The organism is Nocardioides sp. Leaf374 (assembly GCF_916862475.1).
Classification (GTDB): Bacteria; Actinomycetota; Actinomycetes; order Propionibacteriales; family Nocardioidaceae; genus Nocardioides; species Nocardioides kribbensis.
In genome coordinates, this window is record NZ_CAKASO010000043.1 from 17,444 (window position 1) to 35,602 (window position 18,159).

At 73.5% G+C, this 18,159-nt stretch carries 18 protein-coding genes; 11 read left to right on the forward strand and 7 right to left on the reverse strand.

Annotated features, from left to right (window positions below; translation table 11 throughout):
- Nucleotides 1–79: 79 nt before the first annotated feature.
- On the forward strand, nt 80–448 hold the full coding sequence (locus LPA27_RS16225) for a response regulator (protein ID WP_056864320.1): 369 nt from the start codon (nt 80–82) through the stop codon (nt 446–448).
- Nucleotides 449–494: 46 nt separating this feature from the next.
- Complete coding sequence (locus LPA27_RS16230) at nt 495–1,172, forward strand: class I SAM-dependent methyltransferase (protein ID WP_228943106.1); 678 nt, start codon at nt 495–497, stop codon at nt 1,170–1,172.
- On the opposite strand, the gene LPA27_RS16235 is transcribed toward LPA27_RS16230, so the two are convergent.
- The 4 genes from LPA27_RS16235 to LPA27_RS16250 all read right to left on the reverse strand — a co-directional run bounded on the left by LPA27_RS16235 (nt 1,143) and on the right by LPA27_RS16250 (nt 5,356).
- Nucleotides 1,143–2,237, reverse strand: a complete 1,095-nt coding sequence (locus tag LPA27_RS16235) for a prenyltransferase (RefSeq protein WP_056864318.1) — start codon at nt 2,235–2,237, stop codon at nt 1,143–1,145. The two genes, LPA27_RS16230 and LPA27_RS16235, sit on opposite strands and share 30 nt — an antisense overlap.
- The gene (locus LPA27_RS16240) at nt 2,230–2,955 is read right to left on the reverse strand and encodes a class I SAM-dependent methyltransferase (protein ID WP_228943107.1); all 726 of its coding nucleotides are present in this window, start codon (nt 2,953–2,955) and stop codon (nt 2,230–2,232) included. The genes LPA27_RS16235 and LPA27_RS16240 overlap by 8 nt, the downstream gene beginning before the upstream one ends.
- Nucleotides 2,942–4,237: a glycosyltransferase family 4 protein gene (locus tag LPA27_RS16245; RefSeq protein WP_082500262.1), complete on the reverse strand. Its 1,296-nt coding sequence runs from the start codon at nt 4,235–4,237 to the stop codon at nt 2,942–2,944. Before LPA27_RS16245 ends, LPA27_RS16240 begins: the two co-directional genes overlap by 14 nt.
- An 81-nt stretch (nt 4,238–4,318) precedes the next feature.
- On the reverse strand, nt 4,319–5,356 hold the full coding sequence (locus LPA27_RS16250) for an NAD(P)/FAD-dependent oxidoreductase (RefSeq protein ID WP_228943108.1): 1,038 nt from the start codon (nt 5,354–5,356) through the stop codon (nt 4,319–4,321).
- Nucleotides 5,357–5,456: 100 nt separating this feature from the next.
- Between LPA27_RS16250 and LPA27_RS16255 the strand changes: the two genes are divergently transcribed.
- Together LPA27_RS16255 and LPA27_RS16260 are read left to right on the forward strand one after the other, a co-directional pair.
- Nucleotides 5,457–6,011, forward strand: coding sequence for a DUF1707 SHOCT-like domain-containing protein (locus tag LPA27_RS16255; RefSeq protein ID WP_228943109.1), 555 nt, complete (start codon nt 5,457–5,459; stop codon nt 6,009–6,011).
- A gap of 71 nt (nt 6,012–6,082) precedes the next feature.
- Nucleotides 6,083–6,739, forward strand: coding sequence for a potassium channel family protein (locus LPA27_RS16260; RefSeq protein ID WP_200920049.1), 657 nt, complete (start codon nt 6,083–6,085; stop codon nt 6,737–6,739).
- Here LPA27_RS16260 and LPA27_RS16265 read toward each other — a convergent pair.
- Nucleotides 6,724–7,419: a response regulator transcription factor gene (locus LPA27_RS16265; protein WP_228943110.1), complete on the reverse strand. Its 696-nt coding sequence runs from the start codon at nt 7,417–7,419 to the stop codon at nt 6,724–6,726. The genes LPA27_RS16260 and LPA27_RS16265 overlap by 16 nt on opposite strands.
- A 224-nt stretch (nt 7,420–7,643) precedes the next feature.
- Between LPA27_RS16265 and LPA27_RS16270 the strand changes: the two genes are divergently transcribed.
- From LPA27_RS16270 to LPA27_RS16300, 7 genes are read left to right on the forward strand one after another with little or no spacing between them, the layout of a single operon-like run.
- Nucleotides 7,644–8,885 (forward strand): PP2C family protein-serine/threonine phosphatase, encoded by a 1,242-nt coding sequence (locus LPA27_RS16270; RefSeq protein ID WP_228943111.1) that lies wholly within the window; start codon nt 7,644–7,646, stop codon nt 8,883–8,885.
- The gene (locus tag LPA27_RS16275) at nt 8,882–10,930 is read left to right on the forward strand and encodes a glycosyltransferase (RefSeq protein WP_228943112.1); all 2,049 of its coding nucleotides are present in this window, start codon (nt 8,882–8,884) and stop codon (nt 10,928–10,930) included. The genes LPA27_RS16270 and LPA27_RS16275 overlap by 4 nt, the downstream gene beginning before the upstream one ends.
- Nucleotides 10,927–11,262, forward strand: a complete 336-nt coding sequence (locus LPA27_RS16280; RefSeq protein WP_056864314.1) for an STAS domain-containing protein — start codon at nt 10,927–10,929, stop codon at nt 11,260–11,262. The genes LPA27_RS16275 and LPA27_RS16280 overlap by 4 nt, the downstream gene beginning before the upstream one ends.
- The gene (locus tag LPA27_RS16285) at nt 11,255–11,719 is read left to right on the forward strand and encodes an ATP-binding protein (RefSeq protein ID WP_056864313.1); all 465 of its coding nucleotides are present in this window, start codon (nt 11,255–11,257) and stop codon (nt 11,717–11,719) included. The genes LPA27_RS16280 and LPA27_RS16285 overlap by 8 nt, the downstream gene beginning before the upstream one ends.
- Entirely contained in the window at nt 11,704–13,086 is a 1,383-nt protein-coding gene (locus LPA27_RS16290) for a hypothetical protein (protein WP_228943113.1), read from the forward strand. Before LPA27_RS16285 ends, LPA27_RS16290 begins: the two co-directional genes overlap by 16 nt.
- Before the next feature lie 16 nt (nt 13,087–13,102).
- Nucleotides 13,103–15,649 (forward strand): OpgC domain-containing protein, encoded by a 2,547-nt coding sequence (gene opgC / locus LPA27_RS16295; RefSeq protein WP_228943114.1) that lies wholly within the window; start codon nt 13,103–13,105, stop codon nt 15,647–15,649.
- A 47-nt stretch (nt 15,650–15,696) separates the two neighbouring features.
- On the forward strand, nt 15,697–16,752 hold the full coding sequence (locus tag LPA27_RS16300; protein ID WP_228943115.1) for an AbrB family transcriptional regulator: 1,056 nt from the start codon (nt 15,697–15,699) through the stop codon (nt 16,750–16,752).
- A gap of 27 nt (nt 16,753–16,779) precedes the next feature.
- Here the strand turns inward: LPA27_RS16300 and LPA27_RS16305 are convergent, their stop codons facing one another.
- Entirely contained in the window at nt 16,780–17,076 is a 297-nt protein-coding gene (locus LPA27_RS16305) for a hypothetical protein (protein WP_056864310.1), read from the reverse strand.
- The coding region (locus LPA27_RS16310) for an MFS transporter (protein ID WP_228943116.1) at nt 17,073–18,159 on the reverse strand (1,087 nt) is incomplete at its 5' end. The genes LPA27_RS16305 and LPA27_RS16310, both read right to left, overlap by 4 nt.

Genomic DNA, 18,159 nt, shown 5'->3' on the forward strand with positions numbered 1-18,159 from the left:
CGAGTCAGGCGACCGGTGTCATGCTCGTGGCAGGGGGGCGGTCTTCCGCCGTGAAACGTCTGGACGAGGGAGGGCCGGCATGGCCAAGGTGTTGGTGGTCGAGGACGAGAGCGACGTGCGCGAGCTGCTGTCGACGGTGCTCGAGATGAACGGCCACGAGGTCGAGAGCGTGCCGGAGTCGTGGAACGCCATGGTCGAGGTCAGCGCCGGCTCCTTCGACCTGGTCGTGATGGACGTCAGCATGCCCGGCATGAACGGCCTGGAGCTGGCCCGGCTGCTCAAGGCGCAGCCCTCGGCGGGCTCGCCGCAGATCCTCATGGTCTCGGCCCGCTCCTCGCGCGACGACATCGCCGCCGGCCTCGCCGCCGGCGCGGACGCCTACGTCACCAAGCCCTTCAGCATCGGCGACCTCAGCCGCCGCGTCGAGGACATGCTCGCCGCGGTGTGAGCCCACCGGCTCCGCGGCCCCACCGGCGCGGCGCTAGCCTCCAGCGGTGCCCACCACCGCGCAGGACCCGACCGGAGCCGACTGGCAGCACCACGCCCGGGCGGCGAAGGGCTTCATGCCGCTCGACGAGGGGCTGCTGCTCCACCGCCGCGCCCTCGAGCGCCTGCCCCACGGGCCGGTGCTCGAGGTCGGCACCTACTGCGGCAAGTCGGCGATCCACCTCGCCGCCGCGGCCCGGGAGGTCGGTGGGCCGCAGGCGGTGGTCTTCACGGTGGACCACCACCGCGGCTCGGAGGAGAACCAGGCCGGCTGGGAGCACCACGACGCGAGCCTGGTCGACGCCGAGACCGGTCGCATGGACACGCTGCCGGTCTTCCGGCGCACCCTGGAGCGCTCCGGGCTCGAGGACCTCGTGGTCGCGGTGGTCGGGGCCAGCACCACGGTCGCGCGCCACTGGCGCACCCCGCTGTCGCTGGTCTTCATCGACGGCGGGCACGCCGAGGAGCACGCCCAGAACGACTACAGCGGCTGGGCGCCGTGGGTCGAGGCCGGCGGGCTCCTGGTGGTGCACGACGTCTTCCCCGACCCCGCCGACGGGGGCCAGGCGCCTTGGCACGTCGTCCAGCGGGCGCTGGCGGGCGGTGCCTTCAGCGAGGTGGAGACCGTCGGCTCGATGCGGGTGCTGCGGCGCGACTCAGGACGGGCGGGAGAGCCGGTCGGCTGAGTCGGGCGACGGGCACCCGCACTCCAGCGCGATCTCGGCGAAGTGCGGGGCCAGCGACGTGCCGCGCATGATCCCCGAGCCCGGGGTGGCGTGACCGTAGGTCTCCCCCAGCGCATCGACGGCGAGCAGCACGGCGGCCGCGGTGTAAGTGGTCTGCTCACCGGGCCAGTGGACGTCGTCGCCGAACACCCAGCCGGTCCAGTAGCTGCCGTCCTCGTGACGCAGGTGCTGCACGTCGCCCAGCAGCCGCAGCGCGCCCCGGTGGTCGCCGACCGCGTCGAGGGCGAGCACGAGCTCGCACGTCTCGGCGCCCGTGACCCACGGGTTGGTGTCGACGCAGCGGATGCCCAGCCCGGGCACGACGAAGTCGTCCCAGCGCGAGGCGAGCAGCGCCGAGGCGGCCGGCCCGCGCACGGCACCGCCGAGGACGGGGTAGTACCAGTCCATGGAGAAGGTGGACTTGTCCAGGAACAGGTCGCGGTGGTGGCGCACGGCGTGACCGAGCCGGCCGCCGGCCAGCTCCCACTCCGGCTGCGGGTCGTCGAGCAGCTCGGCGAGCGCGACGCCGGCCCGCAGCGACTGGTAGACGCTCGACGACCCGGCCAGCAGCGCCCCCTGGTCGTCGGGGGTCCAGTTGAGCCCGCCGAAGGGCAGCTGCTGGGCCACCACCCAGTCGAGCCCCGCGCGCACGGCCGGCCACAGCGTCGCGACGTACGCCGCGTCGTGCCGCACGAGCCAGTGGTGCCACAGGCCCACCGCGAGGTAGGCGCTCATGTTGACCTCGCCGCGGTCGTCCTCGACCTGCCCGGCGACGATCTTCATCGGCCAGGACCCGTCGGCGCGCTGCCAGCGCGGCACCCAGTCGTACGCCGCCTCGGCGGCCTCGACCTCGCCGCCGACGAGCAGCGCCATCGCGGCCTCCACGTGGTTCCACACGTCGACGTGCTCGCCGGTCGTCCACGGGATCGCCCCGTCGGGCTCCTGCATCCGCGCGATGCTGGCCGCGGTCTGCGCCACCTGGCCAGGGCTGAGCACGCCCTCGACGTGCGGCAGCCGCTCAGACATGCGCCGCCGACGGCTTGCGGAAGTAGAGCACCATGCTCTTGCCGATGAGCGGGTCGAGCACCCGGCCGGCCACGCGCAGCGCGCGCGGCTGCTTCATGATCTCCCACACCAGCAGCCGGTGGTAGGCCCTGGCGAGGGGGTGGTCGTCGTTGCGCACGCCGACGGCGCACTTGATCCACCAGTAGGGCGAGTGCAGGCCGTGGGCGTAGTCCTTGCCCTCGAAGGCCAGCCCCGCGTTGACCAGCTTGCCGATCAGCTCCTTGTCGGAGTAGATGCGGATGTGGCCGCCCGGGACGTTGTGGTAGTCGTCGGAGAGCTTCCAGTTGACGACCTCGGGGAACCACCGCGGCACCGAGACCGCCAGGGTGCCGCCGGGCCGCAGCACGCGCACGAGCTCCTCGATGGCCTGGATGTCGGCCGGGATGTGCTCGAGCACCTCGGCCGCGACGACGCGGTCGAACTCCCCGTCGGCGAAGGGCAGCTGCAGGGCGTCGCCCTCCTTGACGTCGGCCTCGGCGCCCTCGGGCACCTCGCCGGCCTCGCGCATGGCCACGAAGAGCTCGCGCACCCCGGCCAGCTCGTCGGCGTCCTGGTCAAAGGCGACCACGTCGCCGCCGCGGCGGTACATCTCGAAGGCGTGGCGCCCGGCGCCGCAGCCCATGTCGAGCACGCGGTCGCCGGGGCGCAGGCCCAGGCGGTCGAAGTCAACGGTCAGCACGTGCGTTCCTCCTGCTGCGGCGGCCCTTGCGGCCGGTGGACGGCATGGGCCCCTCGGCCCTCCAGGCGGCGACGACCTCGTCGTAGGCCTCGGCCACCGTGGCCGCGACCGCCCGCCAGCTGAACATCTCCTCGACCCGTCGGCGCCCGGCGGCGCCCATCCTCGCGCGGCGCTCGGGGTCGTCGAGCAGCGCGGCCAGGGCGGCCTCGAGCTCCCCGACGTCGCCGGGGGCGACCAGGTCGGCGCACTCGCCGTCGGGTCCCACGACCTCGGGGATGGCGCCGGCCCGCGAGACGACCAGGGGCGTCGCGCACGCCATGAGCTCGGCGGTCGGCAGCGAGAAGCCCTCGTAGAGCGAGGGCACGCACGCGAGCTCGGCGGAGCCCATCAGCCGCACCAGCTCCTCGTCGGAGACGCCGTGGACGAAGGAGACCGCGTCACCGATCGCGAGCCGGTCGATGAGCTGCTCGGTGCGGCCCCCCGGCTGAGGACGCGTCACGAGCACCAGCTCGAGGTCGCGCTCGGTGCGGAGCTTGGCGAAGGCCTCCAGCAGCGTGGCGATGCCCTTCATCGGGGCGTCGGCGCTGGCCATGGCCAGGATCCGGCCCGGCACGCGCGGCTCGGTCGGCGGCACGAAGACGTCGTCGACGCCGAGCAGGATGGTCTGCATGCGGGCGGGGTCGACGCCGAAGTCGGTGGCGATGTCGCGCCGCGAGGTCTCCGAGGGCGTGAGGATCCGGCGGGCGCTGCGGGCCACACGACCCTGCATCCGCAGGAAGCCGTACCAGCGGCGCAGCGTCACCTTGCGCCACGGGTGCGTGGCGCCCTCGAGGTCGATGCGGCGGTCGAAGGTGATCGGGTGGTGCAGCGTGGTGATGAGCGGCATGACCTGCTCGACGTCGAGCATGCCGTAGCCCAGCACCTGGTTGTCGTGGGCGATGTCGAACTCGTCGGCGCGCTCGCGCAGCAGCCGCGCCACCCGCGTGCTGAAGGTCTTGGGCTCGGGGAAGCCCGCGGCGCACATCGTGGCGAACTCCTCCACGTCGACACGGTCGCGGAACTCGCGCAGGTGGGGCACGCGGAAGGGGTCGGGCTCGCGGTAGAGGTCGAGGCTCGGCACCTTCGTCAGCGCCACGCCTGGGTCGAGCTCGGGGTAGGGCTGGCCCGAGAAGACCTCGACGGTGTGCCCCAGGGCCACCAGCTCGCGCGAGAGGTGACGGACGTAGATGCCCTGGCCCCCGCAGTGCGGCTTGGAGCGGTAGGACAGCAAGGCCACCCGCATTCGTGTCCCGACCCTTCTCGACGACGACGCGCGGCCCGGCGGGCTACGCACCGGTAGCCTAGACGGACCCGCGGCCGCCCCTCAGCCGAGGGCGCTGGAGTGGCCGGGGAAGGTCGAGGCGGCCGGGTCGATCACCACCGCCGCGTTGTTGACCGCGGTCGCCGCCTCCCCGAAGCCGGTGGCGATCAGCCGGACCTTGCCGGGGTGCTCGGCCACGTCGCCGGCGGCGAAGACACGCGGCAGCGACGTGCGCATGGCCGCGTCGACCACCACGTGGCGCCGCTCGACGTCCAGTCCCCAGCCCTGGAGCGGACCGAGGTCGGCGACGAAGCCGAGCGCCGCCACCACCGCCTGGCACGGCAGCGTCAGCATCTCGCGCGTCCCGGCCCGGGCCTCGCCCCGCGCGACGTCGACCTCGGCCAGCGGCCGGCCGGCCTCCCCCGCCACCGGTCGCAGCGCGACGACCTCGGCGTCGGTCAGCACGCGCGCCGAGGAGGCCCGCACCTGCGCCACGGTGCGCTCGTGGGCGCGGAACGCCGTACGCCGGTGCACGAGGGTGACCGACCGGGCCACGGGCTCCAGGTGCAGCACCCAGTCGAGCGCGCTGTCACCGCCGCCGACGACCACCACGTCGCGCCCGGCGTAGGGCTCGCTGGTCGGCACGAAGAACTCCAGCCCGCGCCCCAGCCAGCCCTCACCCGCCGCGAGGGGGCGCGGGGCGAAGCGCCCGATCCCCGCCGTCACCAGCACGGCGCCGGCGTGCACCTGCGTGCCGTCGTCGAGCCCGACCACCACCTCGTCCTCGCCGTGCACCAGGGTCGAGGCCGTGCGCCCGAGCAGGTGCACGGCGTCGGCGCCGGCCGCCTGCTCGACCAGGGCGCTCACCAGGTCGCGTCCGCGCACGGCTGGGAACCCCGCGACGTCGAGGATGAGCTTCTCGGGGTACATCGCGGTGACCTGGCCGCCGAGCTCGGGCAGGGAGTCGACGAGAGCCACCCGGAGCCCGCGGAAGCCTGCGTAGTAGGTCGCGAAGAGGCCCGTCGGGCCGGCCCCGACGACGACCAGGTCGCAGGTCACGACGGCCCCTGGGGTCGCGGCGGTCCCGTCGGTCGAGGTCACGGTCCGATGGTCCTCCCGTTCGTCGTGCCGCGCCAGCGACCTCGCGCCGGGCCGCACGGATCGGCCGGCTCTCCGGTCAGGCGGGCCTAGGATGACGCGCGTGGATGTCCCCGGGGTCTGGTCGTCGTTCGCCCACGACCCGCGCCTGCCCGAGCACGCGGCCCTGCGCGCCTCCGACCGCGACCGCTCGGTCGTGCAGGACGTGCTCGCGGAGGCCTACGCCGACGGGCGTCTCGACCCGGCCGACCTCGAGGAGCGCTCCGCGAGGGCCTCCGGGCTCCGCACGCTCGGGGAGGTGCCCCCGCTCCTCGCCGACCTCCTGCCGCAGCGGCCCGTCGTGGAGGTCGCCGGGCCGGGCGTCCCCGCCGGGCGCCCCGGCGCGCTCACCCAGGCCCAGATCCACGCGCGGGCCGTGGCGGCCTACGACGCGGAGCGCCGCCAGGCGCTGCTGGGCTTCCTCGGCCCGACCCTGGTCTGCTGGGTGGTGTGGGCCTCGCTCGGTCTCGGCGGCCCGGGCTTCGACCCCGCCTTCCCGTGGCCGGCCATCGTGATGGCGGCGACGTTCGTCAACTACGCGCGGGTCCTGCTGACCCGCGAGGAGACGGTCGCCTCGGTGACCCGCAAGCTCGAGCGGAAGCAGGCCCACCTCCCGTGAGCCGGGAGCGAGTGACACGGCCGGGCCCGGGCGGCGAGGTGGACCCCGACGACCGACACCGGCTCCGGCCCGTGCTCGGCGACCAGCCGTCGGGGGTGCTCCTCGGCGCCCAGCTGGTGGCGATCCTGGCCTACCCCTTCCTCGACGGCAGCGTCGTGGGGCGCGCGCTCATCGGCGTGGTGCAGATCGCCGTGGTCGGCCTGGCGCTGTGGGCCGTGCGTCGCACCCCGGCGCTGAACTGGATCGCCCTGGTGGTGGGTGCCCCGGCGATGGTGTTCACGGTGCTCGAGGCCGCCACTCCCGACACCGCCTGGGTCGTGCTGGTCTCGGCGCTGCTGCACGCGCCGTTCTACTTCTACGTCTCCTACAGCATGATCCGCTACCTCTTCCACGACGACCGGGTCACGCGCGACGAGCTCTTCGCCACCGGCGCGGCCTTCACGGTCGTGGCCTGGGGCTTCGCCTACGTCTACGCGGCCCTCCAGGTCGTGTGGCCGGGATCGTTCGTCGGCACGGGCCCGGCGCAGGACCGCGCATGGTTCGAGCTGCTCTACCTGTCGTTCTCGACCCTCACCAGCGTCGGGCTGTCCGACGTCGTACCCGTGCTGCCCCACGCACGCTCGTTCGTGATGATCGAGATGCTGGCCGGGGTGCTCTACGTCGCGCTGGTGGTGGCCCGGCTGGTGGGGCTCACCGTCAACCGCGGCGCCCGTCAGGACGGGTCGTAGACGTAGCCCGAGCCGTCGACGGTGCGGATCCAGCTGCGCTTGCTGCCGGCGCGGCGCAGCTTGCGGCGCAGGTTGCCGACGTGGACGTCGACGAGGAAGTCGGACTCGATGAACTCGCCCTGCCACACCGTGCGCACGAGCTCACCACGCGTCCAGGTCTCCCCCGGCCGGCTCGCGAACGCCGCCATCAGGTCGACCTCCGCCGGGGTGAAGGGCAGGGGGGCGCCGTCGAGGGTGGCGGTGTGGGCGCTGGGCAGCAGGGTCAGCCCACCGCCGGCGTCCATTGTGAGCGGGGGGGCCTCGACCGCCGAGCGCGCCCGGCGCAGGAGCGCCGCCACCCGGGCCCGGACCTCCTGGGCCGAGAAGGGCTTGGCCATGTAGTCGTCGGCGCCGACCTCGAGCCCGATGAGCCGGTCGATCTCGTCGCTGCGACCGGTGATCATCATGATGAAGGCGTCGCTGAACTCCCGCAGCCGGCGACACACCTCGGTGCCGTCCATGTCGGGCAGGGTGAGGTCGAGGGTCACCAGGTCGGGCGACAGCTCGCGCACCAGTTCCACGGCCCGCTCGCCGCGGTCGGTGGCGTGGACCTCGAGCCCGGTGCGCTCGAGCACCATCACCAGCGTGGCGCTGATGTCGGGGTCGTCCTCGACGACCACGACGCGCTGACCCTTCGACACGCTCGACCCCCTCGACTCGACGTCGGTGCCACGCTATCGCGTCGCCCGGAGCCGCGTCGCCGCACCCGTGCACCGGGTCGGCGCCCGCGGCGCGAGGGGCGACCCGGTGGCCGAACGGGGGATGCGGGAGCGGCCGAGCAGTTCCTAGGTTGTGACGCGCGAGGCGCCTGTGACGTGACAGAGTTGGCGCATTCGGGACACAGCCCTGAAAGGGTTCGACACACATGGGGAGCACCACCGCGATGCCGCACGCGCTCGACGCGGCCCAGGAGGACCGTCGGCAGCGGGCCGTGGAGTCGCTCGGGCTCCAGCTCGACCGCCCCGAGGAGCGCTTCGACCGCATCGCCCGACTGGCCCACCTGGTCTTCGACGTGCCGATGTCCAGCGTCACCGTGCTCGACGGCGACCGTGCCCTCTTCCCCGGCATGTACGGCCTGCCCGGCCGCGAGCTGCCCCGCGTCGACTGCCTGTGCGACGAGACCCACGCCGGCGGCGCGCTGCTGATCGTCGAGGACGCCTCCCTCGACGAGCGCTTCGCCCACCTCCCGGCGGTCGCCGACCTCGGGATCCGGTTCTACGCCGCCCAGCCGATCCTCGACCCGGCCGGCAACGTCGTGGGCACGTTCGCCATCTACGACACCCGCCCGCGCCGCCTCGACGCGGAGCGGCTGACCGCCTTCGACGACATGGCCGCCTGGGCCCAGCAGGAGCTCGTGGCCTCCACCGAGATGACCCAGGCGACCTGGGTGCAGTCCTCGATGCTGCCCGCGCGCGCCCTCAGCTCCGACTCCTGGACCATCAACGGGATGTGCCTGCCCTCCCTGGCCGTCGGCGGCGACTTCTACGACTACGGCATCGCCCAGGGCGTGGCCCACCTCGGTCTGGGCGACGTCATGGGCAAGGGCACGGGAGCCGCGCTGGTGGGGGCCGGGGTCCGCTCCGCCCTGCGCGGCACCCACTCCGCCGTCGTCGCGGGCGTCGACCTCGGCGTCACCGTCACCCAGGTCGCGCGCAGCCTGATGGCCGACCTCGAGCGCACGGAGTCCTTCGTGACGCTCTTCGAGGCCGCCATCGACCTCGACGACGGCTACCTGCGCTACGTCGACGCCGGCAGCGGGCTGTGCCTGGTGGTGCGGCCCGACGGCGAGGTCGTGCGCCTCGGCGGCTCCGACGCGCCGATCGGCGTCCTGCCCGACGACCACTGGGGCGAGCTCGACGTGCAGCTCGAGCCCGGCGACCGCGTGCTGATGTTCAGCGACGGCCTGCTCGACCTCGTCGACGAGCAGGTGCGCTGGTGGGAGCCGATCGGCGCCCTCGTCGCCGCGCACGACGACGTCAACTCGCTGCTCGCCGGGATCGCCCTGCTGGCGCGCGAGCGCACCCCCCTCGACGACGTGACCGCGGTCGCCGTCTACTACGCCCCCTCCCCCGCCCCCCTCTCGCCCTCGCAGGAGGACAGCCCATGACCCGCCGGCTGCTGCTGATCCGGTCCATCGTCCTGGTGACGGCCATCCTCGGCCTGAACTACGTCGTGTGGCGGTGGCTGTTCTCGGTGAACTGGGACGCCTGGTGGCTGGCCGTGCCGCTCGTCGTCGCGGAGACCTACAGCCTGGTCGACTCGCTGCTGTTCGGGCTCGGCATGTGGCGGCTCAAGGAGCGCGGCGAGCCCCCGCTGCCCGAGGAGGGCCTGACGGTCGACGTCCTCATCACGACCTACAACGAGCCCATCGACCTCGTCATGGCCACCGCCCGGGCCGCGCTGGACATCCGCTACCCCCACGAGACCTGGATCCTCGACGACGGCAACCGCCCGGAGATGCGCGCGGCGGCCGAGGCCGCCGGCGTCGGCTGGATCACCCGCTCGCAGGACTGGGTCGACATGCCCCGGCACGCCAAGGCGGGCAACCTCAACAACGCCCTCGAGCAGACCGAGGGCGAGTTCCTGCTCATCCTCGACGCCGACCAGGTGCCGGAGCCGCAGATCCTCGACCGAACCCTGGGCTACTTCCGCGACGAGAAGATGGGGCTGGTCCAGACCAACCAGTTCTTCGTCAACGTGCCCGACGACGACCCGCTCGGCAGCCAGGCGCCGCTGTTCTACGGCCCGATCCAGGCCGGCAAGGACGGCTGGAACGCCGCCTTCTTCTGCGGCTCCAACGCCGTGCTGCGCCGCGACGCCCTCATGCAGATCGGCGTCGTGCGCTACGCCGACGAGATGGCGCTCAAGGTGTGGCGCAACCTGTACTACGGCGAGTCGGTCATCAAGAAGGCGCGCCGCCAGACCCCGCGCGAGGAGACTCTCGTGCGCGACGCCCTCGGCGAGGTCGAGCAGGCGGTCAAGGACGCCCGGGAGCGGCTGGGGCGCGGCGAGGCGATGTTCGACGTCACCTACGACTTCCAGCGCACGGTCGAGGAGGTCCGCCGTCGGCTCGTGGCCTCCGACCTCGAGGTGATGGCCGCAGACCTCGAGGCCATCGCCGCCCTGGAGGAGCAGTCCGGCGAGGGCGACGGCAGCCTCGTCGACCCGCAGAGCGTGCTCGAGCGCATGTCGCACCGCGACTGGTCCCCGCTGGGCGCGATCGACTCGGTGCAGGCCCTCGTCGACTCCGTCAACGTGGACCGTCACGGCGAGGCGCAGGCGGTGATGCCCATGGCGACGATCTCGGTCACCGAGGACATGGCCACCTGCATGCGGATGCACGGCCTGGGCTGGAAGTCGGCCTACCACGACGAGAACCTCGCCTTCGGCCTCGCCCCGGAGGACCTCGAGACGATGCTGACCCAGCGGCTGCGCTGGGCCCAGGGCACCATGCAGGTGATGATGCGGGAGAACCCGCTCAGCCAGCGGCGCCTGACGTGGGGCCAGCGGCTCATGTACTTCTCCACCATGTGGAGCTACCTGTCGGGCTTCGCCGCGATCATCTACCTGGCGGCCCCTGTGATCTACCTCGTCTTCGGCGTGCTGCCGGTGCAGGCGCTGAGCTCGGACTTCTTCATCCGCCTCGTGCCGTTCCTGGTCGTCAACCAGCTGCTGTTCCTCGTCGTCGCCAACGGCCGCAAGACCTGGCGCGGGCAGCAGTACTCGCTCGCCCTCTTCCCGACCTGGATCCGCGCCTTCACCTCCGCCTTCGGCAACGTCGTGATGGGCCGCTCGCTCGACTTCGCCGTCACCCCCAAGGAGAAGCGCAGCCCGACCGGGCCCGCCTGGCACTTGGTGCGGCCGCAGTTGATCGCGATGGGCGCGCTCGTCGTGGCCAGCGTCGTCGGCGTCGCGCGGCTCGCCGCGGGCCAGGCCGGCGGTGTCGGCACGGTGCTCAACCTGCTGTGGGTCGCCTTCGACCTCGCGATCTTCTCCGTCATCATCAAGGCCGCGCGCTACCGCGGCTTCGAGCCCGTCGACGCGCCGCCGACGCCCGCCGGCCCGACCGAGCCCACGACCAGCAGCACGCCCACGACCAGCCACACGCCTGACCGGGCCTCCGGTCAGAGCCACGCAGAGGGAGCAGCATGACCGAGTTCCACGTCGACACCACCGCCAGCGGGATCGGTGTCGTCCGCCCCGAGGGACGCCTCAACATGGTGGCGGCCCGTCAGCTCAAGAGCGTGCTGGCCGACCTGGTCGCCGGCGGCACGCACCGCATCGTGGTCGACCTCGCCGACACCAGCTTCATCGACTCCTCCGGCCTCGGCGCGCTGATCGGCGGGGTCAAGTCGACCCGCCAGCAGGGTGGCGACCTGCGCATCGCGCGCCCCACCGAGGCCGTCCTGACGGTGCTCGACCTGACCAACCTGACCAAGATCCTGCGTCCGCGCGACACCGTCGACGGGGCCTTCGATGACTGAGTCCTCGACGCTGCAGGCCCTCCCCGACCGGCTGGAGCTCTCGGCCCCCGCGAGCGAGGAGATGCTCGACCTCGTGCACGTGCTGCTCGAGCACCTGTGGCAGCAGCACGAGGAGGTGCCGGTCGCCGAGCGGATGCGTGTGGAGATGGCGGTGATCGAGATCCTCGCCAACGTCATCGAGCACGCCTTCGAGGTCGACTCGGGACGCCCCGCCGCCGACGAGCGCGGCGACGGCCGGCGCTTCACGATCACCCTGGGCGTGACCGACGCCGAGGTGCTCATCGACCTCGCCGACAACGGCGAGCCCGCGGCGATCGACCTCAGCCGCGTCACGATGCCCGACGAGGACGCCGAGTCGGGTCGTGGGCTGGCGCTCGCGCTGGCCTCGCTGACGGACCTGTCGTTCCACAGCGCCGACGGGCGCAACCACTGGAGCATGCGATGCGACCTGTCGTGACCGCGCTCGCGGGACGTCTCGCAGCGGGCGCCGCGGCCGTCCTGGCCGGCGGACTGCTCGCGACGTCGGTCGTGCCCGCCCACGCCGCCACCGAGCCGGAGCCGCGTGCGCCCTGGTTCGGACCCGACCTCGACTGGCGCACCGACACCGCCGAGGCCTACGTCGACCGGCTGGGCACCGACGTGTCGCTCTTCGGGCGCTCGTTCGTCTACCCCCTCAACGACAGCACCGACGAGGCCGTCTCCGACCTGTCCGACCAGGCCGCCGACGAGGGCGCCGTCGCGGTGGTGACGCTCCAGCCGACCTCCCTCACCGAGCCCGACGCCCAGGACGCCGAGCGCCTCGGTCGGCTGCTCGCCGACCTGGCCGAGGCCGACGGCAGCACGTTCCTGGTGCGCTTCGCGCCGGAGATGAACGGCTCCTGGACCGCGTGGGGCCAGCAGCCGCGCGACTACGTGCGCGCCTTCACCACCGTGGCCGACGGGGTCCACGCGGCCACCGACGAGGCCGCCATGGTGTGGGCGCCGGCCTACGGCGCCGGCTACCCCTTCGACCGCGCGGTCAACTCCACGACGACCTCGGCCGACGCCCCGGCGATCAGTCCCGCGGCGCGTCGGGTGCTCGACACCGACGGCGACGGGCGGGTCACCGAGGCCGACGACCCCTACGGCCCCTACTACCCCGGCGACGACGTCGTGGACTGGGTGGGCCTGACGATGCTGCGCTACGGCGTGACCCAGCAGTTCGGCGCCAACACGGTGCCGGCGCCCGACGAGCTCGACGAGCGCTTCAAGGAGCGCTTCGGCTACGGCGACGACCTGGGGCGCAAGACCTTCTACGTCCGCTTCGCCGGCACCCCCAACCAGCCCTTCCTGCTGACCACGTCGGCGCTGTGGAACCCCCGCGCCGACGGCCCCGACGCCTTGGCCATCCAGCGGCCGTGGTGGCGCCAGGTGCTCGCCGCGACCGAGGAGCGCCCGCGACTCGGCGGGGTGCTCTGGCTGGAGCAGGAGCGCGAGGAGCCCGAGATCGGCAACGTGGTCGAGTGGGGCCTCACCGCCAACCCCGCCATCGCCCGGGCCTTCCGCACCGACCTCCTCGACAGCGGCTACGACCTCGGTCCCGTCGCGGGCACCACCAGCGGCACCGACCCCGACCGCACCGACGGCGGCGACTCCGACGGGGACGACCGCTCGCCCGCGGCCAGCCCCACGTCGGAGTCCGACGACGAGGCCGCCGGGCCCCAGGACAGCGGCGTCCCGCCCTTCGCCCTCGGGGTGTTCTCGGCCGTCGTCGTCCTGCTCGCCGCGGCCATGGTCGCCCTGTCGATCCGCCGCCGCCGGATGCGGCCGCCCTGGTTGCGCTGACCTGATCGGACCCCCCATGACCCCCCTCACCCCGGGCGGGCGACGGCCCGCCGCCGCGCTCCGCGCCGTCCTCTCCGCCGTGGCGGTCTGCCTCCTCTCGTGCCTCCTGGCGGGTCTGCTCCTGCCCCGGGCCGCCGGAGCCAGCACGTCGGCCGGGCGCGACGACGACCCCGTGCCCGCCCCGGCTGCGGGAGCACCGTGGTTCGGTCCGACGCTGGACTGGGCCCAGGACCTCCCGGCCGACTACTCCCGCCGTCTCGGCGCGACGCCGTCGCTGTACTCCCAGCGGGTGTCCTACCCGCTGGGGGCCGAGGACACGACGTACCTGCGCCAGTTCGGGGAGCAGGCGGCGACGCAGGGCGCGGTGGCGGTGCTGACCCTGGAGCCCGACGAGGCCCTGGCCGACCTCGGCACCGACGACGCCGCCGACCTGGCCGACGCGCTGGTCGACCTCCACCGCGCCTACGACAGCTACGTGCTCGTGCGTTTCGCCCCGGAGATGAACGGCACCTGGACCTCCTGGGGCCAGCAGCCGACGGCGTACGTCGAGGCCTTCCGCACCGTCGCCGACGCCGTGCACGAGGCCACCGAGCACGCCGCGATGGTCTGGTCGCCCTCCTACGGAGCGGGCTACCCCTTCGGCGGGTCGGCCCGCGCGGTGGACCCCTCGGGGCAGGTCGAGGTCGACGTGCTCGACACCGACGGCGACGGGACCCTCGACGAGGCCGACGACCCCTACGCGCCCTACTACCCCGGCGACGACGCCGTCGACTGGGTCGGGCTGTCGCTGTTCTCCTTCGGCGGCACCGAGACCGAGCCCGCCGGCCCCGACGGGGTCAACGAGGTGCCGGCCGCCGGCTCCTTCGAGGCCCGTCTCGACGAGACGTGGGGCTACGCCGACGACACCTCCCGCGAGTCGTTCTACGACCGCTTCGCCGCGCCCGGCGACACCCCCGTGCTGCTCGACACCGCGGCGCTGTGGGTGCCAGAGGCCGGCGGCGCCGGGTCCCGCGAGGTCAAGCAGGACTGGTGGCGCCAGGTACTCGCCGCCCTGCCCGAGCGCCCCCTCGTGGCGGCGCTCACCTGGCTGGAGGTCGAGCGCCCCGAGGACGAGGCGGGCGGGCGCACCGTCGACTGGCGCGCCACCGTCGACGGCCTGGGTCGCCCGCTGCGCGAGGACCTGGGCGCCGCCGGCGTCGACCTGGGGCCGGTCACCAACGTGCTCGACCTCGAGACCGCCAACACCGCCAGCGCCCAGGGTCGCGTGCTCGGCACCGACCTGGGCAACGAGCTGGACTGGATCGTGCTGTGCGCCGTGCTGCTGGCGGCGCTGTTCCTCTTCGCCGGGTTCGCCGGCCGCTTCCTCCCGTCGTGGCGCTACCCCGACGAGCACGACCCGCGCGACCGTCGGCTCGACCTGCTGCGCGGCATGATCATCATCACCGTGGTGGTCACCCACATCGAGCTCAGCAGCCCGTACTCGTTCGTGTCGCTCAAGGCCATCGGGGCGATCACCGGCGCCGAGATGTTCGTGCTGCTCTCCGGGGTCGTGCTGGGCATGATCTACGAGCCGACCGTGCGCAAGCTCGGCGAGCGCGCCACGGCGGTCGTCATGCTCAAGCGCGCCCGCAAGCAGTACGTCGTGGCCCTGGTGGTCGTCGTCCTCGTCTACCTGCTCGGCCGCCTCCCCCTGGTCGACGCCTCCGACATCACCACCTTCACCGACCGCGGCACGGGTGAGAACGGCGGCGCCGTCGCCGGGCAGGTCTACGACCTCTACGCGAACTTCCCGCGGCTCTTCGACTACCCGCCGCCCGGCTACGCGATCCGCCAGCTGCTGCTGCTCGAGATGGGGCCGTGGGTCTTCAACATCATGGGCCTCTTCGTCGTGCTCAGCCTGCTGCTGCCGGCGCTGATGTGGCTGATCCGGCGCCGGATGTGGTGGGTGGTCCTCGCGGTGTCGTGGGCGGGCTACGTCTACGCCACCATCGACGACCCGCACTGGCTGCCCTCGCAGTTCGAGGCGGTCTTCCCCCTGCTCATCTGGCAGGTCGCCTTCACCCACGGCCTGGTCGTGGGCTACTACCGGCGCCAGATCACCCGGGTGCTCACGACCCGGCCCGGGAAGCTCGCGACCGCGGCCTTCGTGGTGGGCTACGCCGCCGTGCTGGCCTGGGTCTGGTGGGGCAACGCCCACGGCGGCCTCGCCCCGGCCCCGCTGCCCGCCGACAGCTACGCCTGGCTGCTGGAGAACTTCTACATCCGCGTCTTCCTCCAGCCCGGGCGGCTCATCGACCTGGTGCTCGTGGTCGTCGTGGCCTTCGCGGTGCTCACCACCTGCTGGAAGCCCATCGACAAGGCCATCGGCTGGCTGTGGATCCCGATGGGGCAGGCCAGCCTCTACGTTTTCATCGTCCACGTCTTCTTCGCCCTGGCCGTGGCCAACGTGCCCGGCCTGGACCGCACGGGCTTCTGGCAGGGCACCCTGATCCACACCGTGGTGGTGCTGGCCATCTGGGCCATGGTCAAGCGCCAGGTGCTGTTCTCGGTGATCCCCCGCTGAGCGCCGCCCCCGGGCCCGGACGGCCGCGGTCGGCCCCGCGGGCCGCCGTGCTGGTGCTCGTCGTCACCGCGGCCGTCAGCCTCGGGCTCGGCGCGCTCGGGCTGCCCTCGCCGGTGCTCTTCGGGGCGCTGGTGGGCGGCATGGCGCACGCCCTGACCTCCCCGACCGAGCTGCGGGTGCCGCCGGCTGCCTTCCGCGTCGGGCAGGGCGTCATCGGCGTCACCATCGGGGCCATGGTGAGCGTGGCCGCGCTCCAGCAGGCGGGTCGCGACCTGCTGCCCATCGCCCTGGTCACCCTCGGCACCCTCGCCCTCAGTCTCGGCGCCGGGCGGCTGCTGGCGCTGCGGCGCGACGTCTCCCCCGTCACCGGCGCCTTCGCCCTCATCGCCGGCGGCGCGTCGGGCATCGTCGCCGTGGCGCGCGACCTGGGCGCCGACGAGCGCGTGGTGACCGTCGTGCAGTACCTCCGGGTGCTCGTCGTGCTGCTGGCGATGCCGCTGGTCACCAGCGTCGTCTTCGCCCCCGCGGGCGGGGCGGGCGGGCCCGGCGACGCCGGCGTCACGGGTGCCGCGGGCAGCGACGGTGCGCTGGCCGCCGAGACCGGCTTCGTGCTGGTGTCGCTCGTGCTCGGGCTGGCCCTGGCCCGCGCGCTGCCCGTGCCGACGGGCGTGCTGCTCTGGCCGATGCTGGTCGCGGCGGTGCTCGCCGCCACCGGGTGGCTCGGCGCTGCCGGCGTACCGGTGCTGGTGCAGTGGGTGGGCTACCTGCTGATCGGTGTGCAGGTCGGGCTGCGCTTCACCCGCGAGAGCCTGCGCTCCATCGCCAGGATGCTGCCGGTCGTGCTGGTGCTCATCGCGGGTCTCGTGGTCTCGACCGCCGCGATGGGCGCGGTGCTGGCACGCGCCACGGAGGTCGACGGGCTCACCGCCTACCTCGCGACCACCCCGGGCGGGCTCTTCGCGGTGCTGGCCACAGCGGCCGACAGCGGCGCCGACGTCACCTACGTCCTGGCCGTGCAGGTGCTGCGGCTCGTGGTGATCCTGCTGCTCACGCCCCTGCTGGCGCGCTGGCTGCGCCCCGACGCCGGCCCGTCGTCGCGTTAGCAGCGCCCTCGCGCCGGGGGCACACGCTCAGTCGGGCGTGGGCACGTCGGCCTCCCAGCGGGCACGTCGCTCGGCGTCGCTCTGCTCCCACCACGGCTCGCCCCGCTCGCCGAGCGCGACCTTGGCGGCCTGGACGCCGGCGCGCGAGCGCTTCTCCTCCGCGGTGCCGCGGGTGCGCCTGACGTCGCGGCGCCACGCCATGAGCACCCGCTGGAGCTCGGCCCGTCGCTCCTCGGGCACCATCGGGTCGGTCGCACGCCAGCGGCGCCCGTCGATGACCACGTGGTGACCGTCGTCGGTCAGCGGCGCCCGCTCCTCGCTCACGGCAGCACCCCGGCCTGGAGGGCCTCGCGGTCGATGACGCGGCGGGCCCGGAGGCGGTAGCGGGTGATCTGCACCAGCCCGAGGCCCCACAGGAGGTACTGCAGCGCCATCGCCCACCGGAAGGCCTCCGGGGTGTAGGAGGTGCTCGCGCCCGGGGTGCGCCAGTCGAGCACCAGACCGATGGCCACGACCAGCAGCAGGCTGGCGAGGAAGCCGCCCACGTTGATGATGCCGGTGGAGCTGGCCAGCCGCTCGGCGGGGTTGGAGGTGCGCCCCACGTCGAAGCCGATCATCGAGGCCGGACCGCCCACCCCGCAGACCAGGGCCAGCACGACCAGCACGCCGAACGGCGCCTCCCCCGGCCAGGCCAGCACGACGGTCCAGGTGGCGGCGATCGCCGTGACCACCACGAGGGCCATGGTCGAGCGGTGCCAGGGGTGGTGACCCACGAGCCAGCCGAGCACCGGCCCGCCGGTGACCACGGCGACGACGAGCAGCGTCAGCAGGACGCCCGCCTCGGTGGGCGTGCGCCCCTCGCCGCGCACGAAGAACGGGTAGCCCCACAGCAGGCTCAGGGTGGTCGCGCTGAACTGGGTCGAGAAGTGGATCCAGAAGCCCAGGCGCGTGCCCGGGTGGGCCCACGAGGCGGCCAGGCTGCGGCGCACAGCGCTCGGCGACAGGGCGGCGCCGCGCAGGTTGCGCGCGTCGGGGGTGTCGCGCAGCACGACCAGGCCGACGAGGGCCAGGATGACGCCCAGCGAGGCCGTGAACAGGTAGGCCCGCGTCCAGCCCACCGTCGAGAGCGCCCAGGTCATGGGCACCGCCGCACCGATGGCGCCGACCTGGCCGAGGGTGCCGGTCAGCTGGGTGATGAGTGGGATGCGTCGCGGGGCGAACCACATCGCGAGGGTGCGCAGCACGCAGATGAAGGTCATGGCGTCGCCGAGACCGACGAAGAAGCGCGCCAGCAGCGCCAGCGGGTAGGTCTCGGCCAGTGCGAAGCCGGCCTGGGCCGCGGAGAGTACGACGGCGCCGGTCAGCAGCACGCTGCGCGAGCCGAACCGGTCGACGAGCAGCCCGACC